At 70.1% G+C, this 16,791-nt stretch carries 13 protein-coding genes; 6 read left to right on the top strand and 7 right to left on the bottom strand.

Going from position 1 to position 16,791, the window contains the following annotated elements:
• Nucleotides 1-18 precede the first annotated feature (18 nt).
• The 3 genes from dgoD to GA0070614_RS02935 are packed head-to-tail and all read right to left on the bottom strand — an operon-like array spanning nt 19 to nt 2,635.
• Entirely contained in the window at nt 19-1,164 is a 1,146-nt protein-coding gene (gene dgoD, locus GA0070614_RS02945) for a galactonate dehydratase (RefSeq protein WP_088974521.1), read from the bottom strand.
• Nucleotides 1,161-1,895, bottom strand: coding sequence for a FadR/GntR family transcriptional regulator (locus GA0070614_RS02940; protein ID WP_088979167.1), 735 nt, complete (start codon nt 1,893-1,895; stop codon nt 1,161-1,163). Before GA0070614_RS02940 ends, dgoD begins: the two co-directional genes overlap by 4 nt.
• Before the next feature lie 11 nt (nt 1,896-1,906).
• Entirely contained in the window at nt 1,907-2,635 is a 729-nt protein-coding gene (locus tag GA0070614_RS02935; RefSeq protein WP_231933498.1) for an SDR family NAD(P)-dependent oxidoreductase, read from the bottom strand.
• A 337-nt stretch (nt 2,636-2,972) separates the two neighbouring features.
• On the opposite strand from GA0070614_RS02935, the gene GA0070614_RS02930 reads away from it, so the two are divergent.
• The 6 genes from GA0070614_RS02930 to GA0070614_RS02905 all read left to right on the top strand — a co-directional run bounded on the left by GA0070614_RS02930 (nt 2,973) and on the right by GA0070614_RS02905 (nt 11,654).
• Entirely contained in the window at nt 2,973-4,280 is a 1,308-nt protein-coding gene (locus tag GA0070614_RS02930) for an ABC transporter substrate-binding protein (RefSeq protein ID WP_197701412.1), read from the top strand.
• An 87-nt stretch (nt 4,281-4,367) separates the two neighbouring features.
• The gene (locus tag GA0070614_RS02925; RefSeq protein ID WP_088974519.1) at nt 4,368-5,264 is read left to right on the top strand and encodes a carbohydrate ABC transporter permease; all 897 of its coding nucleotides are present in this window, start codon (nt 4,368-4,370) and stop codon (nt 5,262-5,264) included.
• Nucleotides 5,261-6,181 carry a carbohydrate ABC transporter permease gene (locus GA0070614_RS02920; protein ID WP_088974518.1) on the top strand — a complete coding sequence of 307 codons (921 nt, stop codon included), beginning with the start codon at nt 5,261-5,263 and terminating at the stop codon, nt 6,179-6,181. Before GA0070614_RS02925 ends, GA0070614_RS02920 begins: the two co-directional genes overlap by 4 nt.
• Nucleotides 6,178-8,235 carry a beta-galactosidase gene (locus GA0070614_RS02915; RefSeq protein WP_197701510.1) on the top strand — a complete coding sequence of 686 codons (2,058 nt, stop codon included), beginning with the start codon at nt 6,178-6,180 and terminating at the stop codon, nt 8,233-8,235. Before GA0070614_RS02920 ends, GA0070614_RS02915 begins: the two co-directional genes overlap by 4 nt.
• Nucleotides 8,236-8,279: 44 nt before the next feature.
• On the top strand, nt 8,280-10,337 hold the full coding sequence (locus GA0070614_RS02910; protein ID WP_088974517.1) for a glycoside hydrolase family 2 protein: 2,058 nt from the start codon (nt 8,280-8,282) through the stop codon (nt 10,335-10,337).
• Between the two features lie 39 nt (nt 10,338-10,376).
• Nucleotides 10,377-11,654, top strand: a complete 1,278-nt coding sequence (locus tag GA0070614_RS02905) for a cellulase-like family protein (protein ID WP_088974516.1) — start codon at nt 10,377-10,379, stop codon at nt 11,652-11,654.
• Between the two features lie 160 nt (nt 11,655-11,814).
• On the opposite strand, the gene GA0070614_RS02900 is transcribed toward GA0070614_RS02905, so the two are convergent.
• The 4 genes from GA0070614_RS02900 to GA0070614_RS02885 all read right to left on the bottom strand — a co-directional run bounded on the left by GA0070614_RS02900 (nt 11,815) and on the right by GA0070614_RS02885 (nt 16,492).
• Entirely contained in the window at nt 11,815-12,234 is a 420-nt protein-coding gene (locus GA0070614_RS02900; protein WP_231933648.1) for a TetR/AcrR family transcriptional regulator, read from the bottom strand.
• 134 nt (nt 12,235-12,368) lie between these two features.
• A complete protein-coding gene (locus GA0070614_RS02895) occupies nt 12,369-12,689 on the bottom strand; it encodes a DMT family transporter (RefSeq protein WP_088974514.1) in 321 nt (106 codons plus the stop codon).
• Between the two features lie 247 nt (nt 12,690-12,936).
• Nucleotides 12,937-13,374 (bottom strand): hypothetical protein, encoded by a 438-nt coding sequence (locus tag GA0070614_RS02890; protein ID WP_088974513.1) that lies wholly within the window; start codon nt 13,372-13,374, stop codon nt 12,937-12,939.
• 217 nt (nt 13,375-13,591) lie between these two features.
• Nucleotides 13,592-16,492, bottom strand: a complete 2,901-nt coding sequence (locus GA0070614_RS02885; RefSeq protein WP_197701410.1) for a ricin-type beta-trefoil lectin domain protein — start codon at nt 16,490-16,492, stop codon at nt 13,592-13,594.
• Nucleotides 16,493-16,791 lie beyond the last annotated feature (299 nt).

Raw genomic sequence — 16,791 nt, 5'->3', positions numbered from 1 at the left:
GGTCCACCGGTCGTCTCCTTACCATTCGGCGAAACTGCCGTCGTCGTGGCGCCACACGGGGGAGCGCCAGGCGTGTCCCCGCGCGTCGGCCCGGCGTACCGCCGCCTCGTCGATTTCGATGCCCAGGCCGGGCCGCTCGGTCCGGTGCACGTACCCGTCGACGAAGCGGAAGACCGACGGGTCCACCAGGTAGTCGAGCAGGTCGTTGCCGGCGTTGTAGTGGATGCCCAGGCTCTGCTCCTGAATCAGGAAGTTGGGCGTGGAGAACGCGATCTGCAGGCTGGCGGCCAGTGCGATCGGTCCCAACGGGCAGTGCGGGGCCATGCTGACTCCGTGCACCTCCGCCATGGCCGCGATCCGGCGTACCTCCGAGATGCCGCCGGCGTGGCTGAGGTCGGGCTGCACCACGGCCACCCCGGTGTCGAAGACCGGTCGGAAGTCCCACCGTGAGTACATTCGCTCCCCGGTGGCGATCGGCACCGACGAGGCGGATACGACCTGCGGCAACTGGTGCAGTTCGGTCGGCAGCAGCGGTTCCTCGACGAAGAGCGGGCAGAACTGCTCCAGCAGGGGCAGGATGCGGCGGGCGTTGGCCATGCTCACCCGGCCGTGGAAGTCGACCGCCACGTCCCGCTCGGCGCCGAGCACCGCCCGGGCGGCGGCGACCCGGTTGACCACCGCGTCGATCTCGGCGGGGGAGGCGATCGGGCCGAGCCGTCCGGATGCGTTCATCTTGATCGCTGTGAAGCCGGCCTCCACCTGTGCCTGGACGGCGTCCTCCAGTTCGGCGGGCTCGTCGCCGCCGACCCACGAGTACACGCGCGTCCGGTCCCGCACCGGACCGCCGAGCAGTTCGTGTACAGGCGCGTCGCGGACCTTCCCGGCGATGTCCCACAGTGCTTGGTCGAGTCCGGCCACGGCGCTGGAGAGCACGGGACCGCCCCGGTAGAACCCGCCCTTGCTGAGCACCTGCCAGTGGTCCTCGATGCGCAGCGGATCCGCGCCGACGAGCAGTTCGGCGAGTTCGTCGACGGCGGTACGTACGGTGGCGGCGCGTCCCTCGACCACCGGCTCCCCCCAGCCGACGACGCCCTCGTCGGTCTCGATCCGGCAGAACAGCCATCGCGGGGGGACGAGGAACGTCTCCACCGAGGTGATCTTCACGGCGCTGTCCCCGGGTTCGCACCGCGGGCCCGCTCGATGTCGCGCCGCGACTTCGCCAGCAGTTCGCCTGCGGCGGCGGCGGCCGCCTCCGGGTCGCCGGCTTTGACGGCGTCGAGCACGGCCGCGTGGGCTGGCGTGGGGTCGTCGTCGTGCATGGCGCCGTGGACCAGCCGGTCCCGGGCGGCGAGCCCGGTCTCCAGCACGACCTCCATGCGTACCAGCAACTCGTTGTGGGTGGCGGCGAGCAGGGCACGGTGGAACGCGATGTCGGCGTCGACGGCGTCGCCGTCGCCGTGTGCGGCAGCGGACATCAGGTCGATGGCCTGCTCCAACGCGGCGATGTCCTCGTCGGTACGGCGCAGTGCGGCCAGCCGGGCGCCGGCCGGCTCGATGATGCCGCGCATTTCGGCGAGGTCGTCGAGGAACTGGCTGTCGTCGCGACCCTCGAACTGCCAGCGGACGACGTCGGGGTCGAGCAGCCGCCACTCGGTGCGGGGCTGCACGAAGGTGCCGCGCTTCGGCCGGGCGTCGACCAGTCCCTTGGCCTTGAGCACTCGCAGCGCCTCGCGGAGCACGCTCCTGCTGATGTCGAGTTCCTGCTCCAGTCCGGGTACGTCGAGGGTCTCGCCGTCGTTGAGCTCGCCCGACAGGATGCGTCGGCCCAGCAGTTCGACCACCTCACCGTGCAGGCCGCGTCCCTGGTAGCCGCCGGCGGTCCTTTTCCTGATCATGTTTTCCCCGATCATGCCGAGTCCTTCACGACGCTCCAGCCGCCGTCCACCACGAGACTCGCGCCCGTGACGAAGGAGGCCTCGCCCGAGGCGAGGAAGGCGATGCTCGCGGCGACCTCGGCCGGATCGCCGAAGCGTTTGACCACTGTGGCATCAACACTCTTGCGCCGGTCGGCCTCGTTGACCCGGTCCCACGCCCGGCTCAGCACCGGCCCCGGTAGCACGCTGTTCACGCGTATCGCTGGACCGTAGTCGACGGCGAGCTGACGGGCGAGGGCGGTCAGTCCTCCCTTGGCCGCCGCGTAGGCCGGATGGCCGGGTACGCCGACGCTCGCGTGCACCGAGGACACCAGGACGGCAGCGCCGCCGCCGGTTGCCGTCGAGGCGCCCAGGCCGGGCAGGCAGGCGCGGAATCCGAGGAAGGCCGCACCGAGGTTGACCGCGAGTTGCCGGTTCCACGAGGCGAGGCTGAGCTCGCCGGCTGGAGCGACGTCCACGGTGAAGGCGTTGCTGACCAGCACGTCGACTCCACCGAGACGCTCCGCGTGCGCGACGACCTCGGACCATCGCCGTTCGTCGCCGGCGTCGGCGAGGAGCGCCTGGGCGCGGCCGTCGGCCTTGCGGATCTCGATGGCGACCTGTTCGACAGCAGGATCGACGTCGGTCAGGACGACCGAGGCGCCTTCGGCGGCGAGTCGGCGGGCCGTGGCCGCGCCGATCCCGGATGCGGCGCCGGTCACCACGGCGACCCGACCGTCGAACCGGCCGGGTGTGATGGTCCGAGCCGCTGCGGTGTTCGTATCCGCACTCACAGTCACTCTCCTCTGTCCGGCCGTCGTAGGTCGAACGCTGCCCCACTCTAGATGAATGCATTTTTTATGACTAGTTCTTGACACCTGCGGTGGCAGCCATCAGGCTCCCTGCCAAGCAACAAAGCCGAAACATGACCGCCCGACCGCCGGAGAGCTGCGGCTTTACCCGCGGTCGGCTCGGACGCCCGCCCGGCAGTCGACGGCGAGCGTGGAGTGAGGAGACAAGATGAGGCAACTGCGCGGTCTCCGGCGGGGCCGGAGATTTTTGCTGGTCGGTCTGGTGCTCACCATGGCGCTGACCGGCTGTGGGTCGGGCTCCACCTCGTCCGACGACGGCGCGGCCGCCGGTGGACGCAAGCCGGGCGAAAAGATCGAGATGACCTTCTGGTCCTGGGTTCCCGGAGTGGACAAGGCGGTCGCCCTGTGGAACTCGAAGAACCCGGAGGTCCAGGTCAAGCTGGAGAAGATCCCGTCGGGCAGTTCCGGCGGGTACGCCAAGATGCTGGCCGCGCTCAAGGCCGGTAGCGGCGCACCGGACCTGGCTCAGGTGGAGTACCAGGAGATCCCCGGCTTCCTGCTGGAGAACAACCTGGTCGACCTGTCGAAGTACGGCGCGAAGGACGACGCCGGCAAGTTCGTCGAGTGGCAGTGGAAGCAGGGCGTCTTCGGCGACGCCGTCTACGCGATCCCGCAGGCCTCCGGACCGATGGGCTTCTTCTACCGTCAGGACCTGTTCGACAAGTGGGGAATCCAGCCGCCGAAGACGTGGACCGAGTTCCGGCAGGCGGCGCAGACAATCCGGAGCAAGGATCCCAAGGCGTACATCTCGACCTTCCCGCCGGGCAACTCCGCCTGGTTCACCGCGCTGGCGTGGCAGGCAGGCGGGAAGTGGTTCGGTGTCGACGGCGAGAGCTGGACCGTCAACATCAACAACCCGGAGACCCGGAAGGTCGCCGAGTACTGGGACGGCATGGTCCGGGAGAAGCTGGTCAAGACGGAGCCGGACTTCGCCAACGGCTGGTACAAGGACCTCCAGGAGGGGGCGGTCGTCGGGTGGGTGAGCGCCCAGTGGGGTGACGCCATCCTGTCCGGGAACGCGCCGAAGACGGCCGGCAAGTGGCGGGTGGCGCCCATGCCGCAGTGGGAAGGTCAGCCCTTCACCTCGTCGAACTGGGGCGGATCGTCCACCGCGGTACTCAAGGGCGCCAGGTACCCGAAGGAGGCCAAGGAGTTCGCCGTGTGGTTGAACACCGCCCCGGAGAGCATCAACCTGCTGATCGAGGGCGGCTACGGCTGGCCCGCCGCCAAGGACGCGCTGGAGGGCTCGGCCCTCGACCGCAAGTACGACTTCTTCGGCGGCCAGGAGATCAACGACATCTTCGCCGAGGCCGACAAGGCCGTCGACAAGGACTGGTCCTGGGTCCCGACCACGGCGGCGACCTACCAGCATCTCAACGACGGCTTCCAGAAGGCGATCGCGGGCCAGGGCACCTTCCTGGACGCGGTGGAGGCGGCCCAGGCCAAGACCGAGGCGGACCTCAAGGCCAAGGGGCTCAAGGTCCAGGCCGGCTGACCAGGGTGCCGGTGCCCGTCGAGCGACCGACGGGCACCGGCGCCGGGCCGTCACACCCCGTCCACCACCGACCACCTGGGGGCTTGCATGCGTACATCCCGATCGGACCGCAGGGCCGCAGCCGGGTTCCTGGCGCCCTTCGTCCTGCTGTTCGCGGCCTTCTTCGTCCTGCCGATCGGCTACGCGATCTACCAGAGCCTGCTCACCGTGCAACGCACCGGACCGCTCGGGCTCGGGGGCTCCCGGACGGTCTTCGCCGGGCTGTCGAACTACCAGGCCGCCCTCACCGACAACGCCTTCACCGACAGCGTCCTGCGCGTCCTGATCTTCGCAACGGTGCAGGTCCCGGTGATGATCGCCCTGGCCATCCTGCTCGCCCTGCTGCTCGACGCCGCAGCGGCCCGGGGGGTGCCGCTGTTCCGCAGCGCCTACTTCCTGCCGTACGGGGTGCCCGGTGTGATCGCCTCGATCCTCTGGGGATTCCTCTACGTCCCCGGGGTCAGTCCGATCGTCGACCTGCTCGACTCGGTCGGGCTGGACGCCGACTTCCTCGGCTCCGGCAGTGTCCTCTGGGCGATCGCCAACATCGTCACCTGGGAGTTCGCCGGCTACAACATGCTCGTTGTGGTCGCCCAACTCAAGTCGATCAACACCGACCTGTACGAGGCCGCCCGGATCGACGGGGCCAACGCCTGGCACACCATCCGGTACGTCAAGCTCCCGCTCATCCGGCCGGCGATCGTGCTCACCACCGTCTTCACCATCATCGGCACCCTGCAACTGTTCGCCGAGCCGCTAGTGCTCAGGCCGGTCTCGACCGCGATCAACACCTCGTACACGCCGAACCTGGCCGCGTACACCCAGGCGTTCGTCAACAACAGCTACAGCCTCGCCGCCGCCCAGTCGGTCCTCCTCGCAGTGGCCGCGTGCGTGCTGTCCTTCGGCTTCCTCCACCTCGTCGGACGCAAGGGAGACGACCGATGACCACCCTGGTCGAACCGCGGTCGGAGCAGCCGACCACCTCGCCGTCACCGGTCACGGCCCGACGGCGTCGCCAGCGGGGACCCGCGGCCGGCTGGAAGATCCTCGTGGTCGGCCTGCTCACCGTCTTCGCGCTGTACTTCCTGCTCCCGGTCTACTGGCTCGTCATCGCAGCGACCAAGTCCACCGGCGACCTGTTCGGCACCTTCGGGCTGTGGTTCGCCGAACCCCGTCTGCTCGACAACCTCACCCGCGTACTCACCCACGACGGCGGCATCTACCTGCGCTGGGTGCTCAACAGCGTGCTCTACGCCGGCGTGGGCGCGGCCGTGGCGACCCTGCTCGCCGCGATGGCCGGATACGCCCTCGCGAAGTACCGGTTCCCTGGCCGGGAAGCGGTGTTCAACGTGATCCTCGCCGGAGTGCTCATTCCGGGCACCGCGCTCGCCCTGCCGCTGTTCCTGATGTTCAGCAAGGTCGGCCTCGCCAACACCTACTGGGCGGTGCTGCTCCCGTCGGTGGTCAGCCCCTTCGGGGTCTACCTGTGCCGGATGTACGCCGCCACCACCGTCCCCGACGAGCTGCTGGAATCGGCCCGCATCGACGGGGCGGGGGAGCGGCGCATCTTCACCACCCTGGTGCTTCGCATCATGTCGCCGGCACTGGTGACCATCTTCCTGTTCCAGTTCGTCGGGATCTGGAACAACTACTTCCTTCCGCTGGTGATGCTCTCCGATCCGAAGCTCTATCCGGTCACCCTCGGTCTCACCTCCTGGCAGTCCTTCGCCGACCGGCAGCCCGAGCTGTACCAGCTCACCGTCGGCGGCGCCTTCCTGTCGGTCCTGCCGCTGATGGTCGCGATCGTCGTGCTCCAGCGATTCTGGCGCGGCGGCCTGACCGAAGGGAGCCTGAAGGGGTGAGCGCCGACCGGACGGCGGCGCCACGGCGCCGTGAGGAGACGTTGCGTCGGCGGCTGGGCAAGATCGGCTACGGCGGTGACTACAACCCCGAGCAGTGGCCGGCTGCCATCCGTGCCGAGGACCCGGCGCTGATGCGCGTCGCGAACGTCGACCTGGTCAGCGTCGGCATCTTCGGCTGGGCCGAGGTCGAGCCGCGCCCCGGCGAGTTCCACTTCGACCTGTTCGACCGGGTGCTCGACGACCTGCACGCCGTCGGGATCGCCGTCTCGCTGGCCACCATGACGGCCTCACCACCGCCCTGGCTGTCCCAGCGCTACCCGCACATTCTGCCGGTGCGGGCCGACGGAACCCGGCTGTGGCCGGGCGGCCGTCAGCACTACTGTCCCTCCAGCCCGGTCTACCGGCAGCACGCCGTCCGCCTGGCCGAGCAGGTGGCCCGGCGCTACGCCCACCATCCGGCCCTGGCCATCTGGCACGTGGGCAACGAGTACGGCGTACACGTGGCCGAGTGCCACTGCGACGTCAGCGCCGAGGACTTCCGCCACTGGTTGACCCGACGCTACGGCGACGTCGCCTCGCTCAACGAGGCATGGTCGACGACGTTCTGGTCCCAACGCTACGACGACTTCGACCAGGTGCTGCCCCCGCGTACCGCGCCGACGTTTCCCAACCCGGCACAGCAACTCGACTACGCCCGGTTCAGCTCCGACGCGATGCTCGCCTGCTACCGCGCCGAGGTCGAGGTGTTGCGGCAGATCACCCCCGACGTGCCGGTGACCACGAACTTCTGCGGCCTGTGGAAGCCGGTCGACTTCTGGGCGTGGGCCCCGTACGTCGATGTTGCCAGCGTCGACGCCTATCCGGACCCGGCCGAGCCGGAATCCCACGTCGAGTCCGCGTTCATTTACGACCTGCTGCGTTCACTCAAGGGCGGACGGCCCTGGCTGCTGATGGAACAGTCGCCCAGCGCGGTCAACTGGCGGCCCCGCAACGCACCGAAGCCGCCGGGCGCCATGCGGCTGGGTAGCTGGCAGGCCGTCGCCCGGGGCGCGGACGCGGTGATGTTCTTCCAGTGGCGGCAGTCCCGAGGTGGCGCCGAGAAGTACCACGCCGCGATGGTGCCGCACGCCGGCCCGCAGCACCGCACCTTCCGGGAGGTCGCGGCCCTCGGCGCCGAACTCGCCGCTCATCCCGAACTCGCCGGCGGTCAGGTGCCGGCCGAGACCGCCCTGATCCTGGACTGGCCGTCGTGGTGGGCGTTGGAACTCGACTCCCACCCGTCGGTCGACGTGACCATGCGCGAGGCCCTGCTGGCCCACTACACACCGCTGCACTGGGCGGGCATCACCTGCGACGTCGTGCCCTCGACAGCCGACCTCGGCGGCTACCGTCTCGTGGTCGTGCCGAACCTCTACCTGGTGACCGAGGAGGCGGCGCAGAACCTGCGCCGGTACGTGCACAACGGTGGTCACCTGCTGCTGTCGTTCTTCAGCGGGATCGTCGACGACTGCGACCGGGTGCACGACGGCGACTACCCGGGGCCACTACGGGAGCTGGTCGGCGCGCGTGTCAAGGAGTGGTGGCCACTGCCGGAGGGCGGGTCGCTGCCGGTCCGGCTCGCCGGCGCCCTCGGCGGGGGCACCACGACCGGCCGGCTCTGGTCCGAGGTGGTCGTACCCGACAGCGCCGAGGTGCTGGGCACCTTCGACGACGGCGAACTCGCCGGCCGCCCGGCCATCCTGCGCCACCGGCTCGGCCGCGGTGTCGTCTGGTACCTCGCCACCCGGCTCGACGAGCCCGGCATGACGGCGGTCGTCGACGCGGCCGTCACCGCCGCCGGGGTACAACCGGTGCTGCCCGACCTGCCGGCACAGGTCGAGGCGGTCCGCCGGGTCGCCACCGACGCGACGAGCACGCTGTTCCTGCTCAACCACAGCCGGGAGGCGGTCCGGGTGCCGCTGCCCCGCCCCGGCCGTGACCTGCTCACCGACGGGCCGGAGTCCACCTTCGTCGACCTGCCGGCCCGAGGCGTCGCGCTGGTGCGCGAGGCCTGAACCCGCCCCTACCACCCCTTCGAATCCCCTGGGAGGGATGTCTCGTGAACCTGCCTGTCCGCGCGACCCGCCGTACCGTGCTGGCGGCCACCGCCGCGACCGCGGCCACCGCCGCGCTGCCCGGTCTGACCTCGGTCGCTGCCGCCGCCCCTGCCGGATCCGCCCACGTCCCCGTCGCCCCGGTTCCGGCGGTGCCGCCGCACGGTGGCCGGGAGCCCGCCGGCACCCGCATCGAGCAGATCGCCGGCACCGGCGTGGTGTTGCAGTACGGCCGGGTGGTGCCGTCCTTCGACGGCTGGGACCGCCGCGAACCGACCCGTGACTACCGCAGCCTCGACGGCCGGTGGCACTTCCGGTTCGACCCGGCCGACGAGGGTTTCAACGCCGGCTGGCACCAGCCGGGCACCGGCACGAGCGGGTGGGACAGCGTCACCGTCCCCTCGTCGTGGGATCTCGAGAACACCCCGGAGTTCGGTAGCTACTCCGGAGAGCGCTTCGGTGAGGGCACCGCCTTCCAGGACGGATACGCCTGGTACCGGACCACGGTGAGGATCCCGGCGAACTGGGCGGACCGGCAGGTGCGGCTGAACTTTCTCGCCGTCAACTACAAGGCCGACGTCTGGGTGGACGGTCGCCTCATCGGCGCGCACGAGGGCGGTCACACGCCGTTCGCGCTGCCCATCGGTGACGTGCTCACGCCGGGCGCGACCGCGGTCATCGTGGTCCGGGTGCACCGCCGGCCCTCGTTCACCGACTACCGCACCGGCGAGGGCCCGGTCAGCGACCCGCTGGCCGTGCCGTGGAAGCCGGTCGACTACTGGCCGTACGCGGGTATCACCCGCTCGGTGTGGCTGGAGGCCGTGCCCGAGGTCAGCATCCCCAAGGTGCTCGTGTCGGCCCGGGACGGCCGCCTCGACGTCCGTGTCGTGGTCGACAACCGCAGCGACCGCGAATTCGCCGGCCAGGTCGTCGTCTCGCCCGGCAGGAAGGCCAAGGCCGGCGAGGTGGCGGTACCGTTGACGGTCGCTGCCGGCGCCGTCGCGGTGGCCCGGGTCGAGATCGCGGTACCCGACGCGCCCACCTGGAGCTGCGACGACCCGAACGTGCTCACCGCCACGGCCGAACTGCGCACCGGCGCACCCGGCGACAGGAGTAAGCGCGTCGACCAACTGCGCACCGACTACGGCGTGCGCACCGTCGCCGTCGTGGGCTCGGCGTTGACCGTCAACGGCGTGCCCGTGTTCCTCAAGGGCCTCAACTGGCACGAGGAGACGGCCCGCAGCGGCCGGTCGATGACCAAGCAGGAGTACGACCGGGAACTCAAGCTGGCCCGCGAGGCCGGGGCGAACCTGCTGCGCAACTCGGTCTACAACCGCCACCCGTACGTCTACCAGTGGGCGGACCGCAACGGCGTGCTCGTGATGGACGACATCGACAACATGTGGATGAACAAGGCCCAGGAGGACATCCAGACCCGCAGCTACGGGCTGTCCCGGGCGCTCGCCACCATGATGGCCTGGAACCAGCACAACAACCCGTCGGTGATTCTCTGGGGCCTGCAGAACGAGTCGGAGATCGACGGCGGGGGCGCGCCGGTCTACCGGGCCTGGATCAAGGACATGAAGGACGCGGTCAAGTCGGTGGACCTGCAGAACCGGCCGGTGACCTGGGCGTCGAGTTCGAGTTGGGATCCCGCGTTCGACCTCGCCGACGTGATCGGCTTTAACGAGTACTTCGGCTACTTCTACGGCAAGGACGCCGACCTGGGCCCGACACTCGACGCGGTGCACGCCAACCACCCGAACAAACCCATCCTCATCACCGAGAACGGCACCTGGTCCTTCCTGGGCAACCGGGGGTCTGACACCGAGCAGGGCACCGAGGACTGGCAGGCGGCCAGCTTCCAGGCCCACTGGGCGCAGGTGACGGCCCGCCCCGAGTTCGTGGCCGGCTACACCTTCTGGGTGCTCAAGGACTACAAGCAGCGACTCGGGTACAACGAGGAGTACAACGGCCTCTCCACCATGGGACTGGTCGGCTTCGACTCGCGTACCCGTCGCCTGGTCTACGACGCCTTCTCCGACGCGACGCTGCCCCGCTGACCGCACACCCTCCCTGGCAAGAAAGGCACGGCGACGATCGTGACACCCTCCCATCCCGTCGGAGTTCCGGCGCACCTGCCGCCGCGGCTGACCATCACCCTCTGGGACTTCACCTGGTACACCCAAAGCACCGAGGGTGAGCCCTTCCACGACCTCGACGCCGCCTTCGCCGAGGCGGTCGAGCGCGGATACAACACGGTGCGGATCTGCGCGATGCCGTACCTGCTCTTCGGTGACCACGACATCGACACCTCGGCGCTGCGGTTCACCACCATGGGGGGCGGGGTGGGCCGACGGACCCGCTGGTACGACGTGGCAGGCGGCGCCGTCCTCGACGGCCGGCGCCGGCTGCGGGAACTGTTCGAGGCGGCCCGTCGACACGACTGCCACGTGATCCTGTCGTCCTGGGAATACCAGCAGAGCCCCGCCTTCCTGCAGGAACGGCAGTGGTACGACGCGCTGATGGCCATCGAACCGGAGCAGCGACACGTCACCATCGCCCGGGCGATGGCCGACCTGGTGCAGTTCCTCAAGGACGCCGGCCTGGCCGACCGGATCGCCTACGCCGAACTGCACAACGAGGTCGACCTCAGCCGGTTGAACCGGCTGCCGGGCGGGGAGACCGACCCGTACTGGCCGCAGCGGCAGGCCGTGGCCGACGCAGTCGCGCTGATGCGCGAGCGGCACCCCGACGTCATGGCCACGACGTGCTACGGCATCCCCCCGTACCTCGACATCGGTGCCGTACCGGACAACGGGCAGGTCGCGCACTTCCATGTCTATGTCTACGGCGTCCTCGCGGCGCTGGAGCGATGGGCGGGGGTACGGGTGGCGCCGCCGGAGTTTCCCCGGCCGCAGCTGCGTAGCCTGTTGCGGGAGGACGCCCCGCCGTTCGAGCAGTACGCAGAACAGGCCGACCCGTGGCGGCTGGAGGCCACCGGTGTCTCGGCGAGCATGTTCTACACCTACGACTGGGTGGACACCGCCCGGTGGGACCGGTGGCTGTACGAAAACTACGGCGACTACCGGGTCGCCATGACCTACGCCCTGGACGACAGGCTCTCGGTCATCGCCCGCTGGGCGCAGCGGCACCACGTTCCCACGGTGATCGGGGAGGGGTGGGTCGGCTACACCCCGCTGCACGCCGAGTTCGAGGACGGACCGGTCGGTCAGGGTATCGCCGAAGAGGCGTTGGAACGCTGCATGGCGCACGGGTTCTGGGGGGTCGTCCTCGGCTCGAACTCCGCGCCGCACCACCCCGGCTGGCGCAACGTCGAGTGGCAACGCCGGTGGAACCGGCGGTTCCTGTCGAGCTGACCAACCTGGGCGGCTGGCTCGGCCGGACAGGTATGCCGGGTGACCCGGCATACCTGTCCGCAGGGACGGCAGCGGCTACTGGCCACCTGTGTCGGATATCGAGGTCCATATGCGGCATCGGGCTCGGCTTGTTGGGCGGACTCGACGCCGGCGACCGGTGTCAGCGCCGGCACAGCCGGGTGAAGGCCGCTTCAAGCCGGGGTGCGTCGATCTGCACGCCAGTGGCCAAGTGTTGGGTGATTACTCCGTCAACGAGGGCGATGACTGCGTAGGCCGTGTCGGAATCGGTCCGCGCCGCGACGAGGTCCTGCAATCCGCCGATCCATCGCCGCGCCAGGTCACGCAACGCGGGCTCCCGAGCGGCGGCCAGGTACAGCTCGCTCTCCATGAGGGCACGTGGCCGGTCGGCCAGGTAGTCGGTGACCAGCCGGGTGAGCGCCCGGGACAGCTCGGTGGCCTCTTCTAGATGGGCAGCCCACTCCGCGATAAGGGCTTCGCCGAAGGTGTGCGCCTGCGCGAGTCCGGCCGCCACCAGGTCGGCCAGGTGAGGAAAATAGTACGTGGTCGCGCCGAGTGGCACGTCGGCCCGAGCGGCAACGGCGCGGTGCGTAGTCCGGCCGACGCCGACCTCGGCGATGACCTGCGCAGCCGCGATGGCTATGGCTCGGCGTCGGCCCTCCGGGTCCCGGGCGCGGGCCGGCCGCCGTATAGCGGTCAATGGGCACCGCCCAGGTTGAGGACCACCACACCGCCGACGACGAGCGCAATGCCGGCCAGCTTGGTGGCAGTGAGTGGCTCGCCGAGGAAGGCGGCACCGATAGCGGCGATCGCCGCAGTGCCGAGGCCGGACCACATCGCGTACGCGACGCTGACCGGGATGTCTCGTACAGCTTGGGACAGCAGGTAGAACGCGGTGAGGTACGCCACGGCGAGGCCAAGGGTCGGCCAGAGTCGGGTGAAGCCCTCCGTCGCCTTCATGAGGCTCGTGCCGACGATCTCGGCCGCGATTGCGAGCACCAGGAGCACATAGGCCATGCCGATCTCCTTATCGTGTACAAACGTACTAGTACGATCGTACACGAGACTGAGCGCTGCACATGGAGCTGTGCTGTCTAGCCGCAGAGAGTGGGCGACCGGGCGGCAGCCGCCGGTAGACCTGCTAGTTCACTGGGGGTCAAGGGGGCGACGAGGACCAGGTCCAGGCCGTAGGAGCGGGAGCTGGCACAGCATGAGCACGGCCCGGAGGGGTGTAACCCCGGTACTCAGACGATGCCTCGTCTGATCAGCGGAATCTATGTTCCGCCTCGGCCTCGCAGGCATCCATGACTCGCACTCCGGGCCGCTGCCCGCCCGCCAGCAGGGCGTACGAGGCGAGCGCGCCGGCGAGGACCGCGTCCACCGAGATGACGAAGCCCCGGTCCATCCCGTCCGGGGCGAGCGCCGTCCCGGTCGCCAGGGCGATGACGGCCGCCAGCACCATCGCCAGCCGGACCAGTCGGTGGGGGTCGGGTCCGCTCCGGTCGGCGGGCCCGGACGGCGAGGCGACCATCAGCAGGGCGCCGACGGCTCCGGCCGCCCCGATCATCAGCGAGGGCGCGGCCAGCCCGTCCACCCCCTGGCGCAGTGTGCTCCCACCGGACCAGGCCAGCAGCCCGAAGATCACCATCGCCAGGAGGTGCGGCAGGGCGCTGCGGCCCAGCCGGCGCCGCGGGTGGTGCACCGTGGGATTGTCTCCGTCTGCCACGGCTGTCCTCCGCTCGCCCGGCATGCCGTCGATGTCATCGTCGCACCACGACGCCCGAATGGCAGCAGCCGGTGAGCGCAGGTCCGCGCCCGCCGCCGGGCGGCGGGCGCGGACCTGCGCGGGGGCGTCGCCGGTGCCGGGTCCGGCACCGGGCCGGGGGTGGGGGGCTCACCCCGGCCCGCTGCCGGTCGGGTCAGGGCAGGGTCCAGCGCTGGGCGCCGGTGCCGTTGCAATCGTGGATCTGCAACTGCGTGCCGTCGGTGGTGTTGGAGGCCGGGATGTCCAGGCAGCGACCCGACTGCGGGTTCTTCAGGCTGCCGTCGGCCTGCGGCGCCCATTGCTGGGCGCCGGTGCCGTTGCAGGTCCAGAGCTGCACCGGCGTGCCGTTCGTCGTTCCGCTGCTTTTCACGTCGAGGCACTTGCCCAGGCCGCGGACGGTGCCGTCGCCGGGCAACGTCCACCGCTGGGCGCCGGTACCGTTGCACGTCCACACCTGCACCCTGGTGCCGTCGGCGGTCTGGCTAGAGCTGATGTCGACGCACTTGCCCAGCCCCTTGATCTCACCGGTACGGGCGCCGCCGGTACCCACACCCGGGCCGGTGAAGGTGTAGCTGTCGACGTCGAGCAGCGCGCCACTGCCGCCGGTGAAGACCAGATACAGGTCGTGGGTGCCGTCGTCGGGCTTGCTCACGGTGGCGCTGAGCTCGGTGTAGTTGTCCCAGCCGCCGGTGTTCGGCACCGCGATCCGGGCGACCTCGGTGCCGGTGGGGGTGTCGTACCGGAAGGAGACGGTGCCCCCGGCGCCGCCGGAGGAGACCCGGGCCGTCACCCCGGTGATGCCTTTCAGGCTCACCGCGTGGTGCCGGACGTTCTCCCCGTTCTGAATGTCCCCGAGCCGCTTGCCGCCCTGGGCCGCCGCTTGGTCGATCACCTTCGGACCGTTGAGCGTGACGTAGTGCTCAGCCTGCCACTGCTTCGGATAGAGGCTGATCTCCCGCTCTCCCGTCAGCGGCACGGTTCCGGTCGCGCCCTGGTCGGTGTAGCTGCCGCGGAGCACGAAGAAGAGCACCGAGTCGGGGCCGGCGTGCACCGGGCCGGTGTTGAAGGTGGCCCCGCAGCCCGTTCCCTGCCCCTCCTCGTGCGCGTGCTCCTGGTGCCCGAGCGCGGCCCGGACCACGATCGCCGAGCAGGCCGGGGTGCCGTCCTGCGGGTCACTGGCGGACGCGCTGACCGTCACGTCCTGGCCCCAGTCGAAGAGGCCGCCGGCCGGCAACCCGCTCAGGGTCACCGTCGGCCGGTTGTTGCCCACGATGACCGGCACCGTGACGGTGCCGCTGCGGCCGGTGCCGTCGCTGACCGTCAGGCGGGCGGTGAAGCTGCCGTTCGACGGGTACGTGAAGGACGGGTTGGCGGCCGTCGAGTCGACGCTGCCGTTGTCGGTGAAGTCCCAGGCGTACGTCAGGGGGTCGCCGTCGGGGTCGGTGCTGCCGGCGCTGGAGAAGGTCACAGTCAGCGGTGCGAGCCCGTTGTCCTTGTTGACGCTCGCCTTGGCCACTGGTGACCGCCCACCCTGGACGTAGTTGATTTTGTAGAGCCCGGCGTCGGCGGCGCCGGAGAACCAGCCGCTGCCGTACTCCAGCAGGTAGAGCGAGCCGTCCGGGCCGAACTCGGCGTCGATCGGGTGCACGAACGTCATGCCGGCGAGCACCGGCTCGATCACGGTCGGCGCGCCGGTGGCCGGGTTGCCGTTGTCGAACTGGACCTCCTTGATCCAGTTGCGGCAGTACTCGGTGAGCAGCCACTTGTTGTCGTAGTACGGCGGCCACTTGACGTCGGAGTTCAGGTTCGGGTCGTAGTGGTAGACCTCGGTGTGGGCCGGTGAGCCGCAGCCGCCAGGGTTGTCCAGGGCCGGCCAGTCGTCGCTGCCGCCGTGCTGCTCCCAGACCAGGGCCGGCTTCGTCGGCGGGAGCTGCGTCAGACCAGTGTTGCGGGGCGAGTCGTTGACCGGGCCGGTGGCGCCGCCGCAGGGGAACCAGCCGCGCGGGGACTTCGTCGCGAAGTCCCAGTCGTTGTACGCCACGTTCGGGCCGCCGCAGTAGGGCCAGCCGTAGTTGCCGGGCGCGGTGGCCCGGTTGAACTCGTCGTAGGCGGCCGGGCCCCGGTTGGCCAGGTCGGCGCCGGCGTCCGGGCCGACCTCTCCCCAGTAGAGGGTGTTCCCCGCCTTGCGGTCGACCCAGATCCGGTACGGGTTGCGGACCCCCATCACGTAGATCTCCGGCCGGGTCTTCGCGGTGCCGACCGGGAACAGGTTGCCGGACGGGATGGTGTAGCTGCCGTCGTTCTCCGGGTGGATCCGGTTGATCTTGCCGCGCAGGTCGTTGGTGTTGCCGGAGGTGCGCTGGGCGTCGTACTGCGGGTTCCGGGTCGTCCGCTCGTCGATCGGTGCCATCCCGGCCGAGTCGCCGCCGGAGTTGGTGTTGTCGCCGACGGCGAAGTAGAGGTTGCCACCGGTGTCCCAGCTCATCGAGCCGGCGGAGTGGCAGCAGAGGTCGCGTTCGGTGGGCCACTCGATCAGCACGTCCTCGCTGGCCGGGTCGAGCACCAGCGTGGCTGGGTTGAACGTGAACCGGGAGATCCGGTTCACCAGCGGGGTGACCTTGGGGGAGTAGAAGAGGTAGACCCAGCGGTTGGTGGCGAAGTTCGGGTGAATGGTGACGCCGATCAGCCCGTCCTCGAACCGGGCGTCGAGCGCGAGGGTGAGCGCGACGGTGGTGGACCGGGTGGCCGGGTTGTAGAGCCGGACCTGCCCGCCGCCGGCGCTGGTGCCCCGGTTGATGTAGAGCACCTTGCCGTCGGGGAGCACGGTCAGTTCGATCGGCTCACCCATGGTGAGTCCGCTGTCGAGGGTGATCTTCTCGAACCCGTTGGTGGCCGGGACCGCCGCCGCGGCGGCCGCCGGCTTCGGCGCGGTCGGTTCGGCGGCGGGGTGCGGGTGGCCGGGGTGGGCGAGGGCCGCCGAGGGGGCGGTCGCGGCGAGCGCGGTGAGCAGGGCGGTGGCGGCGACGAGCAGGCATCGTTGCGGGACGCGTGACACGGGACCTCCGAGCGTCGGGTCGAAGCTCGGTGCTACTGCTGCCGCCGTCTCGAGGAGCACCGTGGGGTGGCCACGACATTAACGTCTTTCGTTCGATCTGAACAGAAGTAGAGCGCATCTCATCGAAAGTTGTCGAGATTCGGCGGAATGTCGGGCCGTTGGCTTGCAGTGCGGCGAGCTGCGGCTTCCGGTGCGCCGGTGCCTCGTCGTCGGGCGCGGTCGCCAGCCGGTACCTGGGCAGCCCGGCGGCGGCGTCGTCCGTCCCAGAGACCTCCAGCGCGGCGGCGTCGCCCGGCGGG

Origin of the sequence: Micromonospora coxensis (assembly GCF_900090295.1) — a bacterium.
GTDB classification, from domain to species: Bacteria; Actinomycetota; Actinomycetes; order Mycobacteriales; family Micromonosporaceae; genus Micromonospora; species Micromonospora coxensis.
This window is presented reverse-complemented; position numbering and strand designations above follow the sequence as displayed.